Here is a 22,159-nt window from a genome sequence, read left to right as displayed (position 1 = left end):
CTTACTTTAATTTCATGCCGAAGCCTCGTTACAAAACCACTGACTGGCGCATACGATACAAGGCAGTGTTACAGGGCGATTAGGGTTAAGAAAGCGATACCTCTAATACATCCGCGTGAGGGAGCAGCCTTCTGGGAAAAAGTGCATCCACGCAATCTGGCGGTTGGCTGTCAGAAACCACTAGGTATCGTGTGAAACAGTTACTTGGAGCATTACTCACTCTTCGTGACTACGATGCACAAGTTGGGGAGACTTACGCCATGATCAAAGCTCTCAACAAGTTAACTGGGGTAGGTATGCCCGAAACTCAATATATAGTTTAACAGGCGAACGATTTAGCTAGCGTCCGCTCGTAAGTTTAATTCAGCAACAAAGCCTATTGTCGAATCAATCACGCGATGACAAATAGGAGTGCCAGTAAATTAATAATACTGTCCAAAATGCTACCAATGGTACGATATTATCGAGGTATTTATGTTGAATATTAATCTAAATGCAACAAATCAAAGCGTAGCCACATCACCATTAACGGTTACTAAGCAAGATTCGACTCTCCCTGAACCTGTTCTGGTGCTTCTAAATGACAGCACTACATTAGAAGCACCCTATTCCCCTGAAACACTACAGACACAGTTGCAACAACAAAAAGCAGCTCTGAAAAGTACTGCACCCAATTTAAGAAGTACCGAATCAAATATATCAGATTCATTGTTAGCAGCAATAGACCAAAGTGCTGTAGAGCTAGAACTTATTGGTATGTGGGCCGAAGGAGGTCAAGCGGGTTTCCAAGCGGCATTAGAGTTTATTGGTCAGCCACTATTAGGATTGACAAATCCTCAAGGCTCTCAATGGGAAGACATATTTCAATTAGCGATGTTGGACTTGTTGATAAATGCCCAAGACTATGGTATCGCTACCGACACTGTGTTTATGCAAAAATTGTCGTTTTGTTTAGAATATATAGGCACAGGTCAACATAACTCGTGGGTAGAGGCGCTGCCACCTGCTGATAATATGTCAGCTCCTCCAACTAACGGTATCGCTCAGGATAATCTATTAAAGATGGCAAAGCATGTTTGGTCAAAAATGGCAGAGCTGGTATCCAACGGGACAGCTAGTCAAGAATCTTTGCTCTATAGAGCCATGTCGAAACTGACATCAGGGCCAATTTCAGCATCCCAATCATTTCCTCGAGAGTTAGAAACTTTATTAACCACCAGTGGCAGCACGACGTCTCAACTACAAAACTCGGGGTATTTTGATACCACCAAAGGCGGCTGGATCACAACTAATAATAACAATATGAGCCCGTTAATCCGATTAGTCTTTCTGAGTAACATGTTAAAAGATAATCCAGAAATGTCTAAGGCCACGCTCGAAACGATACTAAAGGGAAGTCTTAAAGATATTAATGACCTAACACCAACAGGTGGTAACTATCAGCATGTTTATGACTACATCAGTAAATTTGGTGACCCTAACTCATTCCAAAGCGGGCAGATGGGCTGGCAGAACTCCAGTTACGGCGAAAACGGTAATGGAGATACTACGGGCGGAAAGAGACCTAATGGGGTCAATATTGCGTTAGATTTTGATGGTTCGTTGAATGCTAACTGGTTAAACGCCCTTTATCAAAACTACCCACAACGAGTATTAGGTGACGAAGACACCAAAGAAATTAACCGCATTGGGGATAACGTGAAAATGATCCAGCAAACCTTAAAATACTGGTATCAAATTTTGCGTGATGAACGCTTAGCGATTGCGCGTAATATATAACCAGTGCTTGTGTCATCCCATACTTCTCAATAAAACCATCCCTTGGGGTAACTCATATCAGTTAAGAAAATGATCAGTTGAACGAGCCTGTGGTTGGTAGAAAATACCCTCAAGCATTCATGTTTGAGGGTATTTTTATGTTAGCACACTGGCTGGTTGATATTGATGACTTTGCTTCTCCCGATTCACTTACGCTTTTTCAAAAAGAACTTCCATTAGAAAGGATAAATCAAGCACTGGATGAAACGAATAAAGCCAGTATGAGAAGGCGAAAACTGCCCACTGAATTGGTCGATTGGTCGATTGGTTGCTTGTCGGTGTCGGCTTCTATCACGACAGACCGATTACTGACGTTTTGGACAAGTTAGACTTAACATCGTCCAGCTCTTTAGGTGAATCCATTGCCCCAAGTGCCATTCCTCAAACCAGAAAACGACTTACAGCGTGCGCGTAAGCAAGTTCCTAGTCTCCCAGAGAAATAGCAAGCGAGCTTGGTACTGTATTCTAAACCGAAGCAACTTAATCATATAAAAGGCGTGCTAACTTCTCTAACGGATAGCTAATATGACCTTCAACCCCTACTGGATGTCTACTTCGAGCGTTGGTAAGTTGAGAGCTGCTATGGTGAGATAAAACATGACATATTGGCCGATGGCTCTCTTCTTCGAAGTCAATCAGTGGGAGGGATAGACCAAGAAATCTGGGGAATACTCATCGCTTATAGTCTGGTTCGTGTGGAGACAAGTCGTATAGCCAAAGAAGCGAATGTGTATCCTCTACGGATAAGTTTCATGATGGCTCTTTGAGATATCCAATATGAACTAATGTTGTGTGTAATCGCCTCATCAGGCTCGATCCCCAAAAAGTCGAGGGTAATGAGAGAGCGAGTGATGAGTTATATTCTGCTAGAACGAAAAAACGGCCCAAATCAAGGGCCGTTCGTATGAGTAAAACTCGTTATCCAGTTCGCTCCAAGCACCTTAAGTGATAGGAGTTAATCATTACGATGGCTTTATTTTTTATATTAAGCAAAAACATTTAGCTTTTATCTACCTATTTGAGTCATGACCCAAAATGCGACTCCTTAAATCCAACTTGGCGAATAGAACACCGATGAGGAGAGGGATTAGCATAAATAAAGATTGGTCTGATATTACATCACCGCTTATATATGCATTAATAGAAAGTGCTATTAGGGGAAATATCAGAAAACAAAGTGAAGCGACAAACGGAGAAGACACATTACCTAGTTTAAAATAGGCCACAATACCTCCCACACTAGCAAACATGCCAAGATAAGCTACAGCTATTATAGATTGAGGCGAAAATGCTAAAGTATTTGGTTTTTCAAACAGGAATGAACCAATTATAAGCAGTAGTGCAGCGATAAAACTTGGCACTACGTTGTAGGTAATGACTTGGATTTCAGCACAGTACTTTTGTACTAAAACATACATGAAAGCGTGGATCAGTACTGCAATGCTCAGGGCTGCTGAACCAAGAAAGATCGCATCTCCTCCGATAGCAAGTTCATTTGATAAAATCACACACAAGCTCACGACTGCCGTAAATACACCAAATATTTGGTGTGCGGCTAAACGAAGCCCAAGGAAGATCGTTGATGTCATCATGACTGCAATAGGCATGTTGGCAAAAATTATGGAAGCTAATCCTGATGAGATAAACATCTCACCTGTAATCATTAAGGTAAATGGGATAGCAAAATAAAAAATAGAGACAATAATAACCCAGTGCTCTTTACCTCGTGGAAATAACAACGGTTGATTTAATACTCTTGCCAAGAAAATCAAAATGGGACAAGCAATGAGAAAGCGCATGCCCGTAGCAAATAACGGAGGAATCGTTGACACGGCTACTTCCATAGCAAACCAGGTCGTACCCCAAATCATACAAACCGAAAAAAATAACAATATTGTTAGTTTGTTTTTAGACATATTAATACCTGTTATGAAAATATAATGAAAATTCCATTTATAAATGCATCTATCTGTTGATGGCTGATTAGGTCGTGTTTATTAGAACTTTTAGATTCAAGGAGCTGCGCCTTGTTAATACTGGTTTCCATGAACTGAACAGACATTAACGTAGCTATAACATTTTTATCATTCAATCCGAGGTGTGTATGTGTAGGTAAGGAATTGTCAGTTTCGGTATTTGAAGAGGATACCAAAATGAAATTATGTTTTTCTCTAGGGCTAATACTGATGCATTTTTCGGTCGAGATAAAATAAAGCCAGCTACTAGATTGATACCGATCTGTTGAACGATCCTGTGGTTGGTTGAAAATACCCTCAAGCATTCATGTTTGAGGGTATTTTTTATGTTGGCTTACTGGCTTATTGATATCGATGACTTCGCTTCTCCTGATTCAATTGCGCTTTGTCAAAAAGAGCTTCCATTGTAATAAATAAAGCACAGGATGACCCCAAGAAAACCCAATACACAGTATGAAGTTGTTAGACAGTTAGATGAAGAAGGATGTGATTTGATTGTCGAAATGGGTGTCTCTCAGCATAAGCGTAAGCAAGATCCTAGTCTTCCAGAAAAATGACAATGCACAAGTTGGCGAGATTTACGCCATGATAAAAGCGTTAAACAAGCCACAGGACTAGGTATGCTTGAAACGATAGTGAGTACCTAACAATTAGTCATATTAGGCGCGTCTTTAACTGAATTCGAATTAGGAAACAAAGCAATGGTGAGACAATTTTTGTATGCGTGATTTGGTGAGATTATGTCGGTGAATTTTATTGTTTCAGAATTTACCTGATGAAATGAAGAAAATTAGAATGATAATAACGCTCTGTGTTCATTATTGAAATGAGTATTATGATTCCTACATTCAACAGAGTTAGCACACCTTTAGTGCAAGATAAACAACCGCTAAATGACCATTTAGATGATCAAAAAATATCAATAGCTAAAGTGTTTCATGACACATCTCGAGCCTCTGAAGTTAAAAAGCATTCTTCTTTGATTTCAAAGCTAAAGGCATCCAAACAGGGTTTAAAAGAAGAAAGTAAGCAAGTAGTGCACGACAGAAGCGTTTCTTCAAAAGCAGAAACAGGTAGGTACGATCAAATTATGCAGGCATGTAGTGAAACTTTCGGGAAGTGGGACTCCCAAATGATTCAAAGTGGTCTTAGACAACATTTTCTGAGCTATGCTGCTTCTTTGCTTGATGTGAATTTTGAACGCCTAGCCGCAATGTCTGGTGATATGGCTAAGTCTGTAAAATGTGCTGAAAAACCTATTCGAAATGAGTTGGTGACTTGGCTGTATGCAGGGGGAATCTCCAGCGCAGATGAGACTTGGAGTCAGCAGGCAAATAAGAGTCATTTAGAAAACGGTCTCCGAAATTCTGTAGATGGGCTACCTCAAGCTGCGAAGCAATCAATCGTAGATCGAAAGAAGCAAAGAGAAGACGATTATAAGAGTTTGACTCATGTTGCTAATAAACTGCTTGACGAGTTTAACTTGAATTCTTCTGAACCTATTAGAACTTCTGATTCGAAAGTTTTGACGAGTTCTTCAGTGTCTCGAATGATCTCTGATTTAATAAGTAAACATGTCAATAAGTGAACATTGATAGAAAGGATTTGATTTTAGAGCTTTTTTGATGCTTTGTTTTTCAGGTTTTTTCATCACATTTCTCTTGAGTTTATGTGTGTTTAGTTTCATTTTTTCATCTCTTTTCTTTTATAACATGAGGTTGGTTTTGAAAAGAAAATTAATTTCAGTTGCCATTTTTTTGGCTATTTCTGGATGCCACTCTGATGATTCAAAATTTGATATGCCTGGAAGTGAAGTTCCAGAAGTTCCAGAAGTCCCTAGTGATCAAACTAGAAAAGGTAGTTTGTTTATTTCAAATCAGCGCATAAAAGGCGATGTGATTTGTAACGGAAATGAACTTAATAACGAAGCCACTTTTGAATTCTTCGATAGTGATACCGTTGTTAATTGTTATTATGGTGCAGTTGAACTTGGTTCATTTGATACCAATAAATACATTGACCGCAGCATTTCATATCAAAACATAGACAATCAGGTTAATTTTGATTTGTTTGATGTATTGGAGCAAGGAGCTAAAAGCAACTCTCTTAAAGTTTTAAGTAAAATTAATGTTTGTCCGACAGAAAAAGACACGATTTGTTTAGATGAAATTAACAGTTATGATGTTGCTCAGTTGTACGGGTCAACTGATGATGATGCTGTAAATGAATTTCTCAATCCAACCGTTGCCGACAATGTTGAGGGGCCAACATCTCATGTAAATACAAACATAACGCCTGAGGTTTCACCTGGCACGAGTAATAACCTGACTGCATCTTTTGTTTCAGCTTCTGCAGAAAGTGCTTATGAGTATGTTCCTAGCATAGAGAATAAACCACTTACAAAAAGTGTAATTACAGACACTAGTGGTCGTCCTATTGTTGGATTGTCTTATTTTAGTCAATCTTCTCAAGGTGTTACCGATAGTGAAGGGCAGTTTGAATATCTTTGGGGCGAGAACATCATATTTGGTATTGATACATTCGAATTAGGTCAGACGAAAGGTAATAAAGTTCGTTATTCATTGTCTGACCTGAGCACCAATACTGTTGTTCAGCAAAACATAGAATCGCTTATTCTACGTTATGGCGAGATTCTAAATTCAAACATCATTGTTAATAAGGATGTAGTAGACACATTTTCGAAGTATCCCAACGTTATTAATGAGTTGATAAATTTAGAACTTCCTAATGGAGCGAGGCTAGGCGATACAGAATATACGACACCAAATGAATTTGAAGAACAGTTTTCTCGTGGGTTAACTCAAGAGATTGATACGCAGTTAAAAAAGGATAGTAGTTGGTTTAACTATGATATTGATGCCGTTAAAGAGCTTAAGGATAACTCTGGATATGTGACAGAATCTTTGAGCACTATTTATGACGGCGTATCTCAATTTCATATTTTCCATGATAATTATGGCTGGGGTGGTTCGGGCTGGGCTCGCGCTATGCGAAATTTTAACCTAACGAATGAAGCTTTCCCTGTTCTAATGCCTAGAGCTGATAATAACTATTGGTTAGAGTTCGGTGAAGAAGCGGCTTGGACACGAGGTTCTGGCTCCGATAAAAAGCCTTATATTGTTGATGCAACTACGATTGATGATAAATCGTCTGTAGTAATGCAACGTCCAGAGCGTATTTCTAAAGACAATACTGTGTATCAATTACCTACAGTCAGTGCTGGTTCGATCGGTAGTGGTAAAGTCGTGTTCATGGGTAATGCTATGTATACGTCTATTTTATCTTGTCCTGATAATTATTGGGCTGATAAGCAGTTAAAGATCGATGAGACAAAGAAAATATGCACTTACGAAATGGCCGCTTCGAACTCAAACCGCAAGCGTGATACCCGTTTTGATGGTGGAAGCATGAAGCGATTTTTTGAGAACATGATTTCGTGGATGGTTCCGAATGACAGAAAACTCAACATTGCTACTAACATTCAAAAAGGACACGCTTTCAGAATGAATGGCAGTGCCGAAGGAAATATTTACAACTTTTTCGTTGATAAGTCCTTTGGTTTCGATGAGTTAACTACGATTTCTAGTGGTAGTTTTGGTGCTCTATCACCACAAACGACACCTTTACTTTTATTGCAGTCTTTTGAAATTAAAACTGGCGGATATGAAACGAAATCGGTGGTCTCTGATGTTTCTCGTCCGAAGTTAACGGTAGAAGATATAAGTGACCTTATTAAGTATGTTAATGAGGGTGGTAACATTATCTTTTTTGATGCGTTGGAGCAAAGTAACCCTGAACCAGTTGCGCGTTTGGCTGATGCAGCCGGAGTCTCAATTGGTGGAGCAAACGTAGCCAAAACTTTGCAAAGTTATTGCGGTGATGGTTTCTGGTGTCACAACACGGATAAGCCTAACCCACCAAATTTGCATGCAGTTGCTGAGCATGATGTTGTAGTTTTAGAGCGATTCTCTGATACCAGTAAGCTTACTATCAATGATGATGGTTCTATTACTTGGCCTTCATCCGTGGATATGCCTAAGTTAGAAATTCCAACATACAAAGTAAAGGTTAATGACAAAGTCGTTGAACGTGCTGCTTTTCACATTGTAAAGGATGAAATTGCGAAACATTCGGCCATTCAGGAGTTAAAAGAGAACTTTCCTGGCGTACCGGTGTGTAAGGATGACTATCAGTATGAGGTAAACTGTATCGAGGTTCGCTCTGGACATGGTATTCCGAGCTTTGGTAATCATCATCGCCCTAACTTTACTCGTTACCCGATGAGTCCTGAAGTAGTGGAGGGGATGGTCAAAGCTGCGAACTTGGGTGCAAATATTGATAAGCTATTTTCTCATGAAGTTTACTATCGTAGTAAAGGTAAAGAAGGTGTTCGCTTATCCCAAGCAGATCTGACTGCAACATATGACAACTTGTCTATTTGGTTGTGGAACGATACTCAATATGAGTATAACGCCGAAGTTCAGGACGAACTAGGTTTCAAGCGTTTAGTCGAAATGCTTAACTGCTATACTGATGATAAGCACAGTGGTGGTATGAGTTGCAGTGAAAGCACCAAGTCAGATCTAGTTAAATGGGGGCTACTAAATGAGCGTTCAGAGCTAAATCCATCTTACCCTCTTAACTGGATGGAAAAACCACTAACTCGAATTATGCTCGGTCGTTCATACTGGGATTTGGATATTACTGTCGATACGAACAGTTATCCAGGTAAGGCGTCGGGGGCTGCTACAACTGCAAGTGTAGATGTATTCATTGGAAATCGTCCAGTGGTTGGAACGGCAGGAAATATGCAGTCTACAGGTTTGTGGGCGCCTCAATTAGAGGAGGTTGTTGTATCAGGCGGTGTAAAAGCTACTATTCATGTCGCGTTAGTTGATGATTTGACAGGTCGTGAAAGCCACGAACTCAGTCTGCGCAGGCCACCACGTGTTCAGAAGTCGTTTGAATATGATGGCAATCATTTAGCGTTTAAAGTGCCATACGGAGGGTTGATTTATATACAACCATATCATGTGGAAGAAGAAAAAGGAGTCACTTATACGTTCTCGGGAGTTTTAAAAGCGGACTATTGGAACAACGGAAAGTGGGTTAATAAAAGCAGTGATGGGGTGCCTTTAGCTGAGATTGATACTGGTCATTTTATTTACACAACTCCAGTTGAAAATACGACAGCTTTAGACGTTGATAAATTTGTTGAGGAGCTGAACTTTTTTGCAGAAAGCGCTAGTGATTTCTATGGAAGAGATAGTAAAGCTTCTCACAGTTTACACCAACGGTTTACTAGTGATGCGTTACCTGGTTTTAGACACCGTTTCGTGAATGATGTGCAGATATCTATTGGCGCAGCGCATTCAGGATATCCAGTGCAAAGTAGTACCTACGATAAAAAGGCGACTGTAGTTCCAACGAAGCCGTTGGATGATTGGCTGCTATGGCATGAAGTGGGGCATAATTTAGCAAGTGCTCCATTTAATGTTGTGGGTAGTACAGAAGTTGTTAACAATATTCTTGCACTTTATATGCAAGAGAAAAGAGAAGATAAGCCATATATGGAACGGATTGAGTCTGATATTCAGAAATCAGTCCTATGGTTAGAACGATACAATGGTCATGCTTGGAGTGAAGCCAATAACAATATGAAGTTGGCGATGTTTGGCCAACTTAAACGTTGGGCAGAAGAAAACTTTGATCTATCAAAATGGCAGAGTCACTCTATTTTAGATGTGAATCATTCTATTTTTGATCAGGATCAAGGTTGGAATATGTTCAAGTTGATGCATCGCTTAGCCCGAGCTGGAGATGATATCAGTAATAACTATTGTTCTTCCGCCGCTACCGGATTAAGAGATGGAGATCTGTTGATGGTTTGTGCATCATATGTAAGTGGGTATGACCTTTCACCATACTTTGAAAAGTGGAATCCGGGTGAAAGTAAAGCTATTTTACCTGATGGTTCTCCGAGCTACAGCGGAGGTATTACTCAAGAAGGACTGTCTTTTGTGGCAAACTTAAAGTTACCACAGCCAGCTACTTCTCCTGAGCGCTATACCACGGTACATTAGGCTGGAGACTAGTTGTAAAAATTGTTCATTAAGCAATGGCCCTGATTAGGGCCATTGCTTTTATTGGAATGAAAGAAAGTTGATATTTTATCACCCACCTGAGGATGCCATGAGCGAATTGGAAAAAACGTTACTTAATATTCGTAGCTTACGTGCACTTTTACGCGAGCTTACGAACGCAGAACTTGAGGAGGCTTACTCTAAGTTCAAAACGGTTGTCGAGGAGCGTCGTTTAGAAGAAGAAGCTATTAGAGCTGAGCAAATTAAGAAAGAAGAAAAACTAGCAGATATCGCTAGGCAAATTAAGGAGCAAGGTTTGGATGTTTATGAACTTTTGTCCGCACTCTCTTCAACTACCCCTAAAAAGAAAGGTAAGCGTAAGCCAAGACCTGCAAAATACAAATATATTGATACTAACGGAGTTGAGAAAACTTGGACTGGTCAAGGTAGAACTCCTTTAGTTATTCAAAAAGCTCTTGATGAAGGAAAAAAACTTTTAGATTTTGCTCTTTGAAGTAAGTAAACAACAATCCACCCACATTTAATTTATGGGTGGATTTTTTGATTAACTCACCATTTACCTGGTGGTTAAAAGTCGCTATCTGATTTTAAGGTTATATTTTAGCTGTTGTTAGGCATCTGTTTTTTTGAGTAAATTCAATTTAAATAATTATTATTCACTATTAATAAATTACTAAAACTGATAATTCTATAATAGGAAATCTATAGATATGTTTAATAATTCATATATTAATGTTGAGGTTTAAAATGCCTATCTCTTTAACCGGATGTTTAAAACAACATAACATAACTAACACTCTATTAGGTAATTGTAGTGAAAGTTTACTAGTTAAACGAATAACTAATTTGGAAAGTATGCCAAAAAAAACGAAGTCACTAATGCTTGTGCTGGGCTCATCAGGATTTGGAAAGGATCGTTTGAATATTTTAGGGCAGCAATTGCCTAGAGTTTTAAAAAGGAAAGAACCTTACACAGCTGCTTTCCTAAACAACAATGCTAAAAAATGTTTTGAAGAATCTATAAAAGACATTAAGAGAATAAATATAGACAATAATCATTTAATGGGGCCAAAAGTTTCTAGTGATCTAATAGTCGAGGCTTTAGTATCTGACGCGGCTAAAATACAGAAAAATGTAGTAATAAATGAATTAGACCTTACTGAATATACTAAAGTATACGTATTAGGGCATGGCAGTGCAGGTGTTGGTGTGATCAAAAGTGGAGAGCAATACTTTAATGTCGAAGATATTGTAAACCTTCTTGAAAAAAATGGAATATTGTCAACCATTAAAGATATTAGGTTTGTTAGTTGTCAATCGGCAGACAAAAGAGCACCAGTAAGTATGTCTGATAAGGACATTCAAGAAGCAAATTGTGATAAAGGTATGTTACATAGGGCTATTTTTGGGAAAGAAAAGTCGTTGATAGATTTGATTTCTAATGAAATCTGGTCTCGAGGCTATTCTGATATTTCGGTTTCAGGATATCATGGAAATGGAGTTTTTTATGATGGTAAAAATATCCCATTAGAGCATATAAGAAGTTCTACTATACCCGCATCTGATATTGTAAAAAGGAAGGATGTCAGAGAAACACTGTATTCAGAAGTGGACTGATATCAACGATTAGTATTTGTTCTGACAGAACATGGTCTTTGACTGAGTTCTGTCAGAACCTTTAAAAATTTTTATGTAAACGAACGTATAATATATTTCACAGGAATGATAGTAAGGAATGAGTGGTTGTTTAAAATATACACATCATTTTTTCTACTATTCTTATAGTGGTCTCATTTTCTAAAGATAAAAATATTAGAGATATTGATATGATATAAACAATAAAAACAAAAAAATCATATGAAAACAAATGCTTTTTTAGAAGTAATTTAAATCTACGCATTATATTAATAAGGTTTTGGTTTGTTTTTTATAAACACCAATCAATAGATTGGGATGTAAATATAAATCACCACCAACTAGATGGTGATTTATAGCATTTAAATTTGTGATTTACATTCACCAAATGATAATTTGTTGGAAATGCACATAACAAACATATGTCCATTGCCGCTCTCATATGCCTCGACAGTAACAAAGTATTCTGATGTTTCATCTAAATAAGTTACACTTGGTATTGATTCTTCGTTGTCATCAACAAAATATTTTACCGAGGAATAGTCTTGCTTTAGGCTTGTTTTCTCTGATTTTGTGAAGACCGTAGAAATACCATCTTTATAACCAGAAAGAGCTGCCATCGTATAGTTATGACCATTGATGTTTACTGTCATATAGGCGCTTAACCACTTTGAACCTGCTGTTGTGAAAACCGATTGACCGTATACATCTTTGTATGGTTTTCTTTTTATGTTTCGGTTTGTCCAATAGTCCTCCACAATTGCCTTAACCGGGGATTCAGTTTTGATTGTTGTATTTCTAACAACAAATAACAGTTCAGCCGACCCTGGAGAAGGAAAAGGTATTGATGGCAGATCAATCGCGAATGATTTAGATACTGAAAACATTGAAACCAATATCAAACTGAAAGCAAAGTAGAGTTTTATTTTCATAATTAATCCTTTATATGATCTTGAGCAAAATCGCTCGAGATAAAGGAAAGCAAATAAACATAAAATGTAGAAGTGAAATGTTAAGGTTAATAGTGAAAAGGTGTGAGGTTTTTCTAATGGAGCTACCATGATTAAGTGGGGCAAATAAAAATATTTATTTTATTATTCCCAACAGTTATAAGTATTCAACAGAGCGTAGAGAATGACATGCCGTCAATTTATTTGTCCTTTTAATGATTAGTTATCAACGAAGTTAGTTTTTGGTGGACATGTTTCAATTGTCGAGTTTCGAGCACTGTTAAAGCACCTGAATAACGACTCGTCAAAAGCCGAATTATAACTTATGCTCATGGGCTATCTTTTGTTTGAGATTCGAAGATTAAGTTCAAATAATTGCTATCAAAGCAGAAATAGTCGAATATATTGTCAATACTTATTTGTCATAGCTAAGTTTTTTAGTGTTTTTAAGTCATTATTTTCTCTAGATTGCACTCGAAATTGCAGCGGTGTCACGGAATATTTGCGTTTGAAAGCGTCGCAAAAGTATGCAGAGCTACCGAAGCCTGTCCGATAACTGATCTGAGAAACGGTATAGTTGGTAAATGTAAGAAAGTTTAGCGCTAACCCCATTCTGACATCCAGTAACAATTGACTAAACACCATCCCCTCTTTGCGCAGATGTCGGCGAAGGGTGGATGGTGTGGTAAATAATAGTTTTGCGATATCATCAATATGCCATTTTCTTTGTGGATCCTGGGTTATCAATCTTGCGATAGTCTCTTTTTTCGGTTCTTCATAGTTGAAGTGAAAAACATTGTGCACATCCACTCCAGACTCATTCAAAGTCAATAAGATAAAGAATAACCCTTGTTCCATAAGTTGCATATGTAGGGCATGCTCACTGACAGCGTTGTAAGTCTCTTTCATTATCTGAAAGTTACGTTCAACGCACAAAGGCGTTGGCAGCTGATACATCGGTTGGCGATTAAATTGATGGTGTTTATTCACTAGGCGAGCAAAAGCACTCTTTAACATTTCATCTGTAAAGATTAGAAAGTGAGCCTCCATTGATTGTAGAGGAGATTTGGGTGTTAGAGTGCAGGATACGCGACTGTATTTCGGAACGATGACTACGCACGGATTGTCTATATCAATCTGTTGTTCATTGATGCAAATATCCCCTTTTGCGAATGAAATGCTAACAATGTAGTGCTTTTCAACATAGAACTCTTTGAGTGTAAATGACTTGGATGATTGAATGTTTTTGTATTCCATAGTTGTTTATCTTTATTGAAAACTTGTCTGGTAGTAAAAAGTAAAACATCCATGCGACTAAAAACTAAGCAAGTATATAATGAGTTAATGCTTTATTTCCTACAATAGCGCAATGATACGTTACATCTATAAAAGTTAGTCGATGCCTAAATGCCATTGTTCGCATTTGATTCAGGCATGATCACTATTTTTTGGCAAAGAGCTTGGAGTAATTCGATTTGGTGAGAGATCACCAAAATACCTAGCTGGCGGCTCTTTACTTCTTGTAGCAACTGTTGCCAAATTAACCGCTGAGTTGTTGCGTCCAATTGTGCTGTTGCTTCATCGCAGATTAGGAATTGAGTGCTCGGCGCTAACGCTCGAACTATATAGAAACGTTGCAACTCGCCCCCCGACAATTCATGCGGAAAACGTTGGAGTAAATGAGGTTTAATTTTGTAATTTTCAAGTTGCTTGGTGTAACACCTCGATTTATAGGCTTCTTTTAAAGATTTACTCAAAGGCCAGCGTGGATTAAACGCAAACTTACAATGTTGCCCAATCCACTGAACCGGGTTCGCCTGATAACGCTGAACCGTTGGTGTTGTCAGCTTAACCGTTTGCTTTTCTAATTGGTGTGGTGGGAAATGCCCTGCTATTAATTTCGCGATTGTAGACTTGCCGCTGCCACTTGGTCCGGTTAACCCTACAACTTCTCCGCATTTAAGCTCCAAATATGGCAGGTGAATGGAAGCCTTTTGATATTTAAAAACGCCTGTATCTAGCTTAATCAAAATTTTTGACTCCAAAATTGTGGTTGTGCTTGCCAGAGCGCACTAGTGTAATAATCACAATGACCATTTTTGATTTGATTTGGCGAGACTTCTTCAATGATTTCGCCATTAGCAAGTACGATGACCCTATCTGCAATCGACATCATCAATGGCAAATCATGGCTGATAAGTAAAAAGCTTTTGTCCAACTTACTGAGTGAGCGAAACAGTGCCATAAGGCGCTGCGAGCTCTCTGGGTCTAACCCGCAGGTCGGTTCATCTGCAATAATTAATGAAGAGTTTTGCATTATAGCTAAGCATGCTAATACGCGCTTCGCTATGCCACCTGAGAGTTGATAAGGGTAGGCATTGACTATCTCTTCACTCAACCCCACCGTTTTTAAGAGAGGCAATAATTGCATGTGAGAGCAACGAAACAGCTCAAGCTGTTGTCTTATTTTTAAATCTGGATTTAACGCCGTCGCGTGCTGCGCGATTAATGCAGTGGAATACGAGTTGACAATTTGACCACTGAAATTAAAGTCATCTGGCAGTGCTTTCATGAGTAATTGGGCAAGCAAGCTTTTACCACCACCACTTTCTCCGACGAGAGCAACGATTTCATTTGGTTTTACGGAGAAGGTCAGTGAGCTTAACACGTGTTCTTTTGTGTAACGTTGATAAATTGATACATTATTCATAGACAGCATGACGGGGCTCTCAAATGATTGTTGCGTACCCACACGCGCGTGCAGTGAGACAATAAAATAATAGTAAAGACGAGCATCAAACCGGGTAAGACAGCTAACCACCACTGTCCAGTTAGTAGGTAAGAATTAGCTTCATCAAATATTTTCCCCATTGACGCACGTGTCGGATCTGAGCCAAATCCAAGAAAAGATAAAGCGGCAGAATGAAGCAAGCCATGTGGTAAAAGTAACAGCATTCCGGTCATCCATTGTGGCAGCAAGTGTGGGAATGCATGCTGTAAAATGACATGAATTTTCTTGTGTCCGAAGTTTAAAGCATGGCTGATATAGTCAGAGCACATAAGAGATTGAATTTCGCTCTTGCATAAACGAGTCAGCTTTGGCCAGTGACTTAAAGCGATAGCAAACATGACGCCTTGTGAACCGCTACCAAAACTTACGGTCAAAATCATCAGTAGCAGTAAGCTTGGCAGCGACAGTGCGCAATCCACTATGAAATCGATGAGCATGTTCCATCCACGGTTTAAGTTTGCAATGATTGCTAAAATTAAAGCGATGATCGCACTAAAAAAAATCGCGATTCCAGTCATTGATAGGCTGTGCATTAATGCTTTAAGAGTTCTACTGAACATGTCTCTGCCCAACCAATCTGTACCAAACCAGTGCAAATAGTTAGGTGGGGAAAGTCGAGCCAGCAAATTCATTTCTTGACCTGAGTTGGGCCAGAAGTAAGCAAAAATCAGTAGTCCAATGAATGCAAATGTTGACCAGTATGATTTTGTTTTCATAAAAGGTGTTTTCATTTTAAGGACGAAAGCTACTAGGCTGGCTGATTCGCTGAATGATATTGGCGAATGCATTTCCGGTGGCGATCATCAGTGTGGTACACAAGCTTAATGCTAGTAATAAATGACTATCTTTCGTTAGCCCAGAGTAAACAAACGCATTACCTAGTCCGGGATAGTTAAAAACACTTTCAATGAGCACGGCGTTACCGAGCAACTCGGCAAAAGCTGCAAAATGTAAGGTAACTGTAGGGACAAGGCTTCCTTTAATTAAATATTGACAGATCAAACGCTTCTTTGGTATTTGGTGCATTTGCGCGTACTTGACATAATCACTATCAAGTAATGAAACTACTTTTTCTTTGGTGTGTAGTATTAGTGGGCCTATTCCAACTAAAACTAAACAAACGATAGGTAAGATCATGTGTTGTAAATTATCCTGCCACGTCGAGTTAACGATGGACAATGAGGTCGCTCCTCCTACAGGGAACCAGTGCAACTTAAGTGCAAATATGGCAATGAGAATAATGCCGACCCAAAAGCTGGGTAAGCAAGATAAGATCCATGAGCAGTAGTAAAGACATTTCCCTAGTGCGCTTTTATTTTTAAGTCCAGCTACTAGCCCCAGACCGTAACCAAAACATAAGGTCAGACTCCAGCTGAAAACCAACAAGTTAAGCGAATTACCGCTTCTTTCTTTAAGCACATCGCTAACAGGTTGTTGGTAATAGTTTGAATATCCCCATTCCCCATGAGTTATTTGTACAAGCCAATCGGTGAGCCTATCTAGCTCGGACATATTCGTACCTAGAATATGCGCGATGTTATCCCTTTGCTCACTGGAAACTGAAAATACATTGCCGCCTAAGAACTCGTTAACCGGATCGGTCGGGGAGTGAGATACTAGTAGTACGATGCCCATCACCGTTACCACGAGGAGCAGAAATGTTCTCAGCAACATCAATAAGCCGTGGCGGTTCATTGACATACCCAGCGCCATTCGGCGATGTTGCTCACTAGTGGCCAACCATGGGCGTGAGGTTCCGTTAATGGTGAGCCGAGGTCCAAACATTTATTGGTAGCATATAGGTGGTCTAGGTTGACCAACCAAGTCCAAGGTAAGTCCTTTTCGATGAGCTTTTGAGACTCTTGCCAAAGCGGCAGAGACTCTTGCCAAGAAGAAGCATGAATAGCTTGATCGATTAAATGATCTACCTCTTCGTTTTGGTATAAACCAGAGTTGTAAAAATCCACGCCCGCATAATCAGAGTGAAATAAAGACCGAATTTCATTGGCTGAATGACTGCCAAATCCCATTAATACAGGATTGTTGTGCATATGTTTTGCAATAGTGTCCCAGTCAGCACCGACAATGTCTAACTTGATGCCAATAGGTTTTAGCATTTGACTGATAGTAATTGCTAATTCTTCTCTTACACTGTCACCGGCCTTGTAGTAGAGCGTCATTTCTGCATTGATGCTGTTACGCTCTCTTATTCCGTCGTTGTTACTATCAATCCATCCAGCAGAGGTTAACGTTTGCTGAGCTCGCTTTACATCGTAATGGTGCTCTGAGGGAGTCATTGGACCCCAGGGTAAGCCATCGGCAACAGAGTATGCTGGATGTGCGTATCCATTTAATAGTTGTTGAATAATAACAGAGCGATCGATTGCCAGATCTACGGCTTGACGAATAGCAATATCGCTACTAATCGCACTTTCTTTATTTCCCTCTTTTGTTGAGAGCATTGGCCAGACAATACCGCGGTTATCAACACTATTGATGGACCAGAGTTTGCTCTCTTTCGGTAATGAGCTCACGAATTTTTGAGGTAACGTTGTTAGGTGAAGTTGACCTGTTTTGAACAACGCAAAGCGTGAGGACTCGCTTCCAAAAACAATCACTAGCTCGTTAAAAGCTGGTTTCTCAGCATAGTAGTTTGGATTAACACGTAAAGTGACAGACTGGCCTTTTTTCCATTGAACAAATTGGTAAGGCCCAGAACCTATTGGATATTGAGCATAGTTTTTAGAGTAGGCGTGTTTTGGCACGATACCTATAGAAACAAAGTGGTCGATAAATGTAATATCTGGCTGCTTTAGATCGAAGCGTAAATGCGTAGGAGAAAGCACCACGACGTCTTTTAGGTTTGACAGATCATGAGCACTCAATGTGCGCTTCGCTTGAAGAAATGTGAATGCGACGTCCTCTGCTGTTAAGGAAGAAAGGTCGCTAAAAAGAATATCTGAGCGGATTTTGATAGACCAAGAAAGCTTGTCTTCAGATAGCTGCCAAGAAATAGCGAGATCGCCTTGTAATTCAAAATTTTTATTATATTTCAATAAAGTAGATTGAATTAGAGGGTTCCCATACTTTCCCCAACCAAGGACCGAGTCAAATCCTTTTACAGGTTCGTCCCCGAGAGCAACAAATAAAGTGTTTGGTTGTGACGCATAAGAAGATGTAGAAAAAGCGCAGAGTAGCGCAGCTATTAAAAGCACGGGTAGCTTTTTCATTTGTTGATTTTACACTCCATAGATGAATTGGAGCGATAAAGTATTGTTCAATTGGCAAAGCTGCAACATCTGTGAATATAGATATTCGCTCATTTTGTTTTGTGAGTGTTTGTATGGGCTTATTTCTATATTTTATGTCATTTTTTCAAAGTGCCAATCCCAACAATCTGGATGTATTATCTCGACCAGAGAGTGGCTTGTCGGCGCGATGACAAGTCGAATACCGTTTTATTTCATCTGATAAAAAATGCACTTATTCAATTGAATTAATGCGAGTAAAAGCGTCAATGTTTCACCGTACTAATGTGTGAAAGCAGCCACTCTCTCTTTTAATCCCATTTTCTTTTTCTAATATGAAGTGTTGGGATCTTCCTTTATTTTTATGTCGGATCGGCAGAGGTTCGTATGTTTGATATGTCCAGCTCGTCATCGGGTTGGGTGGCAGAGATCTATCTGCGTTACCAATTGAAGAGAGGCATCACTCGCCTTATTGAAAGGAAGCAAGTTGGGCCATTAATGGTGCAACGACCGTTTTATCCCGAACACGGGAGCTCTCATACCTATTTATTGCACCCTCCAGGTGGTGTTGTTGCAGGGGACTTACTTAGCATCAATGTTGTGGTTGAAGAAGGTGCACATTCCTTGATTACTACGCCTGGAGCAACCAAGTTTTATCGCAGCATAGGTGAGGTTGCGCGCCAAGCACAGAATTTACGCGTAGAAGAGGATGCTTTTTTAGAATGGCTACCTCTCGAAAATATCTTTTTTCCCTCTGCTGCCGCAATACTTGAAACAAACATTTCATTAAAGGTGTCATCGCGTTTTATTGGGTGGGATATGCAGTGTTTTGGCCGTCCAATGCTCAATGAGACATTTGAATCCGGTAATGTCATCGGACAAACCAAAATCTTTGTTGATGACAAACTTATACTAGCAGATTCGCTCTGTGTAGATAGTACGAAGTTTAAAGCGGCCGGAATGCGCGAGTTTCCGATGCTTGGAGCTATGTATATATATCCCGCAAGTGAAGCTTTGAAAGAGTTAGTTCATCGCTCGATTCAAGACTACTTGATGCAAACAAAAGAGTCGTTGGAAATCGGTTTAACAGATGTTGATGGTTTATTGACTGTTCGAGCACTCGGTCATCAGACAGAGGAAATTATGGGCTGCTTAGTCCTGATTTGGAAAACATGTCGCAAGCTCTGGTTAGGTTATGTACCTGACATACCAAGAATTTGGGCGACGTAAAGATTGTAGGTATCACAGTGGAACTAACACCAAGAGAGAAAGATAAGTTACTCCTTTTTACAGCAGGTTTGGTCGCGGAGCGACGCCGTGCACGAGGTTTAAAGCTGAACTACCCTGAAGCGATAGCTTTGATCAGTTGTGAGATTATGGAAGGTGCCCGTGATGGTCGAACGGTCGCTGAGCTTATGAGTTATGGGCGGACAATCTTAACCGCTGAAGATGTCATGGAAGGTGTACCTGAAATGATCACTGACATACAAGTCGAGTGTACATTTCCTGATGGGACTAAACTCGTATCGATCCATGACCCAATTGTGTAGGAGTAAATTAATGATTCCGGGTGAGATTAGAGTAAACCACGAATTAGGTGACATTGTTCTGAATGAAGGACGTCGAACCAAAACCTTACGTGTTTCTAATTTGGGTGATCGCCCTATACAAGTTGGGTCGCATTACCATTTTTTTGAAGTAAATAAATTCTTAGATTTTGACCGCGATGAAGCGTTGGGATTCCGCCTTAATATTCCCGCCGGAATGGCGGTTCGATTTGAGCCAGGCCAACGCCGAACCGTCGAACTGGTTACGTTTGCTGGTAAGCAAGAAGTCTACGGATTTCAGGGCGCAATAATGGGAAAATTACAGGATAGATCATGAGTAAAATTTCGCGTCAGGCCTATGCCGATATGTTTGGGCCTACTACTGGCGATTGCGTGCGTTTAGCTGACACGGAGCTGTTTTTGCAAGTCGAACAGGATTTCACGATCTACGGCGAAGAGGTCAAGTTTGGCGGCGGTAAAGTCATTCGTGATGGTATGGGACAAAGCCAAGTGACGAATGATGGCTGTGTCGATGTTCTGATCACTAATGCGTTGATACTCGATCATTGGGGGATCGTGAAAGCTGACATTGGCATCAAAAACGGCAGAATAGCGGGCATTGGTAAAGCAGGAAATCCGGATATTCAGCCAAAAGTAGATATTGTCATTGGCCCAGCAACAGAGGTCATTGCTGGTGAAGGTAAAATTATCACCGCTGGTGGTATTGATACGCACATTCACTTTATCTGCCCACAACAAGCAGAAGAAGGCTTGTCATCGGGTGTCACTACTTTTATCGGTGGTGGCACTGGCCCTGTAGCTGGTACTAATGCTACAACAGTCACCCCTGGCATCTGGAATATGCACAGAATGTTGGAAGCAGTCGATGAGCTTCCTATCAACGTCGGGCTATTCGGAAAAGGTTGTGTGAGTCAACCAGAAGCGATCCGTGAGCAGATTGAAGCGGGCGCGATGGGCTTAAAAATCCATGAAGACTGGGGGGCAACTCCTGCAGCGATTAACAACTGTTTGAACGTTGCGGATGAGATGGATGTTCAAGTGGCCATTCACTCCGATACCCTTAATGAAGGTGGTTTCTATGAAGAAACTGTTCGTGCTATTGGTGATCGAGTCATTCACGTCTTTCACACTGAAGGGGCTGGTGGCGGTCATGCGCCTGATGTGATCAAGTCAGTAGGTGAACCTAACATCATTCCAGCATCAACAAACCCAACTATGCCTTACACCATAAATACAGTGGATGAGCACTTGGATATGTTGATGGTCTGCCATCACTTAGATCCTTCCATTCCGGAGGATGTGGCATTTGCTGAATCACGAATTCGTCGAGAAACAATTGCTGCCGAAGATATTCTTCATGATTTGGGGGCTATCTCTGTTATGTCATCGGACTCGCAAGCAATGGGACGAGTTGGAGAGGTAATTACTCGAACATGGCAATGTGCAAACAAAATGAAGTTGCAGCGCGGTTCTTTAGAAGGGGATAGCGCATTCAACGACAACCAACGTCTCAAACGTTATGTCGCGAAGTACACTATTAATCCAGCTATAGCACATGGCATCTCGCATGAAGTTGGTTCTATCGAGGTTGGTAAACTGGCAGATATCGTTATCTGGGACCCTGCCTTTTTTGGTATTAAACCTGCGCTTGTTGTTAAAGGTGGATTGGTAGCTTATGCCCCGATGGGAGACGTGAACGCAGCGATCCCAACGCCACAGCCTGTACACTATCGCCCAATGTATGCAAGCTATGGAAAGGCGATGTACAGCACATCAATGATTTTTATGTCGCAAGCGAGTATCGAAGCAGGGGTGCCTGAAAAACTGAAGCTACAAAGTATGATTGGTCAGGTAAAAGGTTGTCGAAACCTTTCTAAGCAAGACATGGTACACAACAGTTACACCCCGACGATTGAGCTAGACTCGCAGACCTATCTAGTTAAAGCTGATGGTATTCCTCTTGTGTGCGAGCCTGCAACAGAGCTACCAATGACGCAGCGCTATTTTTTATTCTAGGTTAACCATTAGCACTTCCCTGTTTATGTGTT

At 40.1% G+C, this 22,159-nt stretch carries 19 protein-coding genes and 1 pseudogene; 12 read left to right on the top strand and 8 right to left on the bottom strand.

Going from position 1 to position 22,159, the window contains the following annotated elements; all coding sequences use genetic code 11:
* Window positions 1-45 precede the first annotated feature (45 nt).
* From DYB02_RS18260 to DYB02_RS26150, 4 genes and pseudogenes are all read left to right on the top strand, one after another.
* Window positions 46-323: pseudogene (locus DYB02_RS18260) on the top strand (IS5/IS1182 family transposase); the annotation flags it as partial.
* Window positions 324-474: 151 nt separating this feature from the next.
* Window positions 475-1,779, top strand: a complete 1,305-nt coding sequence (locus DYB02_RS18255; RefSeq protein ID WP_029804622.1) for a hypothetical protein — start codon at window positions 475-477, stop codon at window positions 1,777-1,779.
* 137 nt (window positions 1,780-1,916) lie between these two features.
* Window positions 1,917-2,147, top strand: a complete 231-nt coding sequence (locus tag DYB02_RS26155) for a transposase domain-containing protein (protein ID WP_370446076.1) — start codon at window positions 1,917-1,919, stop codon at window positions 2,145-2,147.
* Window positions 2,075-2,233: a transposase domain-containing protein gene (locus DYB02_RS26150; RefSeq protein WP_370446075.1), complete on the top strand. Its 159-nt coding sequence runs from the start codon at window positions 2,075-2,077 to the stop codon at window positions 2,231-2,233. Before DYB02_RS26155 ends, DYB02_RS26150 begins: the two co-directional genes overlap by 73 nt.
* Window positions 2,234-2,828: 595 nt before the next feature.
* On the opposite strand, the gene DYB02_RS18245 is transcribed toward DYB02_RS26150, so the two are convergent.
* Complete coding sequence (locus tag DYB02_RS18245; protein WP_020842412.1) at window positions 2,829-3,734, bottom strand: DMT family transporter; 906 nt, start codon at window positions 3,732-3,734, stop codon at window positions 2,829-2,831.
* An 895-nt stretch (window positions 3,735-4,629) separates the two neighbouring features.
* Here DYB02_RS18245 and DYB02_RS18235 point away from each other — a divergent pair.
* The 4 genes from DYB02_RS18235 (at window position 4,630) to DYB02_RS18220 (ending at window position 11,536) form a co-directional block, all read left to right on the top strand.
* Entirely contained in the window at window positions 4,630-5,382 is a 753-nt protein-coding gene (locus DYB02_RS18235; RefSeq protein ID WP_021821916.1) for a hypothetical protein, read from the top strand.
* Window positions 5,383-5,518: 136 nt separating this feature from the next.
* Window positions 5,519-9,898 carry an SslE/AcfD family lipoprotein zinc metalloprotease gene (locus tag DYB02_RS18230; protein ID WP_029804798.1) on the top strand — a complete coding sequence of 1,460 codons (4,380 nt, stop codon included), beginning with the start codon at window positions 5,519-5,521 and terminating at the stop codon, window positions 9,896-9,898.
* Between the two features lie 109 nt (window positions 9,899-10,007).
* Complete coding sequence (locus DYB02_RS18225; protein WP_005484475.1) at window positions 10,008-10,412, top strand: H-NS family histone-like protein; 405 nt, start codon at window positions 10,008-10,010, stop codon at window positions 10,410-10,412.
* 362 nt (window positions 10,413-10,774) lie between these two features.
* Entirely contained in the window at window positions 10,775-11,536 is a 762-nt protein-coding gene (locus DYB02_RS18220) for an OspB protein (RefSeq protein WP_225868827.1), read from the top strand.
* 380 nt (window positions 11,537-11,916) lie between these two features.
* Here the strand turns inward: DYB02_RS18220 and trh2 are convergent, their stop codons facing one another.
* The 7 genes from trh2 to DYB02_RS18185 all read right to left on the bottom strand — a co-directional run bounded on the left by trh2 (window position 11,917) and on the right by DYB02_RS18185 (window position 18,525).
* Window positions 11,917-12,486 (bottom strand): TDH-related hemolysin TRH2, encoded by a 570-nt coding sequence (gene trh2 / locus DYB02_RS18215; protein ID WP_021821912.1) that lies wholly within the window; start codon window positions 12,484-12,486, stop codon window positions 11,917-11,919.
* Window positions 12,487-12,912: 426 nt separating this feature from the next.
* Window positions 12,913-13,761 (bottom strand): helix-turn-helix transcriptional regulator, encoded by an 849-nt coding sequence (locus DYB02_RS18210; RefSeq protein ID WP_021821911.1) that lies wholly within the window; start codon window positions 13,759-13,761, stop codon window positions 12,913-12,915.
* A 146-nt stretch (window positions 13,762-13,907) separates the two neighbouring features.
* Window positions 13,908-14,534, bottom strand: a complete 627-nt coding sequence (locus tag DYB02_RS18205; RefSeq protein ID WP_021821910.1) for an ATP-binding cassette domain-containing protein — start codon at window positions 14,532-14,534, stop codon at window positions 13,908-13,910.
* Entirely contained in the window at window positions 14,531-15,223 is a 693-nt protein-coding gene (locus DYB02_RS18200) for an ATP-binding cassette domain-containing protein (RefSeq protein WP_029804799.1), read from the bottom strand. Before DYB02_RS18200 ends, DYB02_RS18205 begins: the two co-directional genes overlap by 4 nt.
* The gene (locus DYB02_RS18195) at window positions 15,211-16,011 is read right to left on the bottom strand and encodes an ABC transporter permease (RefSeq protein ID WP_029804800.1); all 801 of its coding nucleotides are present in this window, start codon (window positions 16,009-16,011) and stop codon (window positions 15,211-15,213) included. Before DYB02_RS18195 ends, DYB02_RS18200 begins: the two co-directional genes overlap by 13 nt.
* Before the next feature lie 16 nt (window positions 16,012-16,027).
* The gene (locus tag DYB02_RS18190) at window positions 16,028-16,996 is read right to left on the bottom strand and encodes an ABC transporter permease (protein WP_225868828.1); all 969 of its coding nucleotides are present in this window, start codon (window positions 16,994-16,996) and stop codon (window positions 16,028-16,030) included.
* Window positions 16,987-18,525 carry an ABC transporter substrate-binding protein gene (locus DYB02_RS18185; RefSeq protein WP_029804802.1) on the bottom strand — a complete coding sequence of 513 codons (1,539 nt, stop codon included), beginning with the start codon at window positions 18,523-18,525 and terminating at the stop codon, window positions 16,987-16,989. Before DYB02_RS18185 ends, DYB02_RS18190 begins: the two co-directional genes overlap by 10 nt.
* A gap of 405 nt (window positions 18,526-18,930) precedes the next feature.
* On the opposite strand from DYB02_RS18185, the gene DYB02_RS18180 reads away from it, so the two are divergent.
* From DYB02_RS18180 to ureC, 4 genes are read left to right on the top strand one after another with little or no spacing between them, the layout of a single operon-like run.
* Window positions 18,931-19,773 (top strand): urease accessory protein UreD, encoded by an 843-nt coding sequence (locus DYB02_RS18180; protein ID WP_025537106.1) that lies wholly within the window; start codon window positions 18,931-18,933, stop codon window positions 19,771-19,773.
* Between the two features lie 17 nt (window positions 19,774-19,790).
* A complete protein-coding gene (gene ureA / locus DYB02_RS18175; RefSeq protein ID WP_005499469.1) occupies window positions 19,791-20,093 on the top strand; it encodes an urease subunit gamma in 303 nt (100 codons plus the stop codon).
* Window positions 20,094-20,103: 10 nt separating this feature from the next.
* Window positions 20,104-20,427 carry an urease subunit beta gene (locus tag DYB02_RS18170; RefSeq protein WP_005499468.1) on the top strand — a complete coding sequence of 108 codons (324 nt, stop codon included), beginning with the start codon at window positions 20,104-20,106 and terminating at the stop codon, window positions 20,425-20,427.
* Window positions 20,424-22,127, top strand: a complete 1,704-nt coding sequence (ureC, locus tag DYB02_RS18165; RefSeq protein WP_005499467.1) for an urease subunit alpha — start codon at window positions 20,424-20,426, stop codon at window positions 22,125-22,127. Before DYB02_RS18170 ends, ureC begins: the two co-directional genes overlap by 4 nt.
* Window positions 22,128-22,159 lie beyond the last annotated feature (32 nt).

The sequence above is a fragment of the Vibrio parahaemolyticus genome, from assembly GCF_900460535.1.
Taxonomy (GTDB): Bacteria; Pseudomonadota; Gammaproteobacteria; order Enterobacterales; family Vibrionaceae; genus Vibrio; species Vibrio parahaemolyticus.
This window is presented reverse-complemented; position numbering and strand designations above follow the sequence as displayed.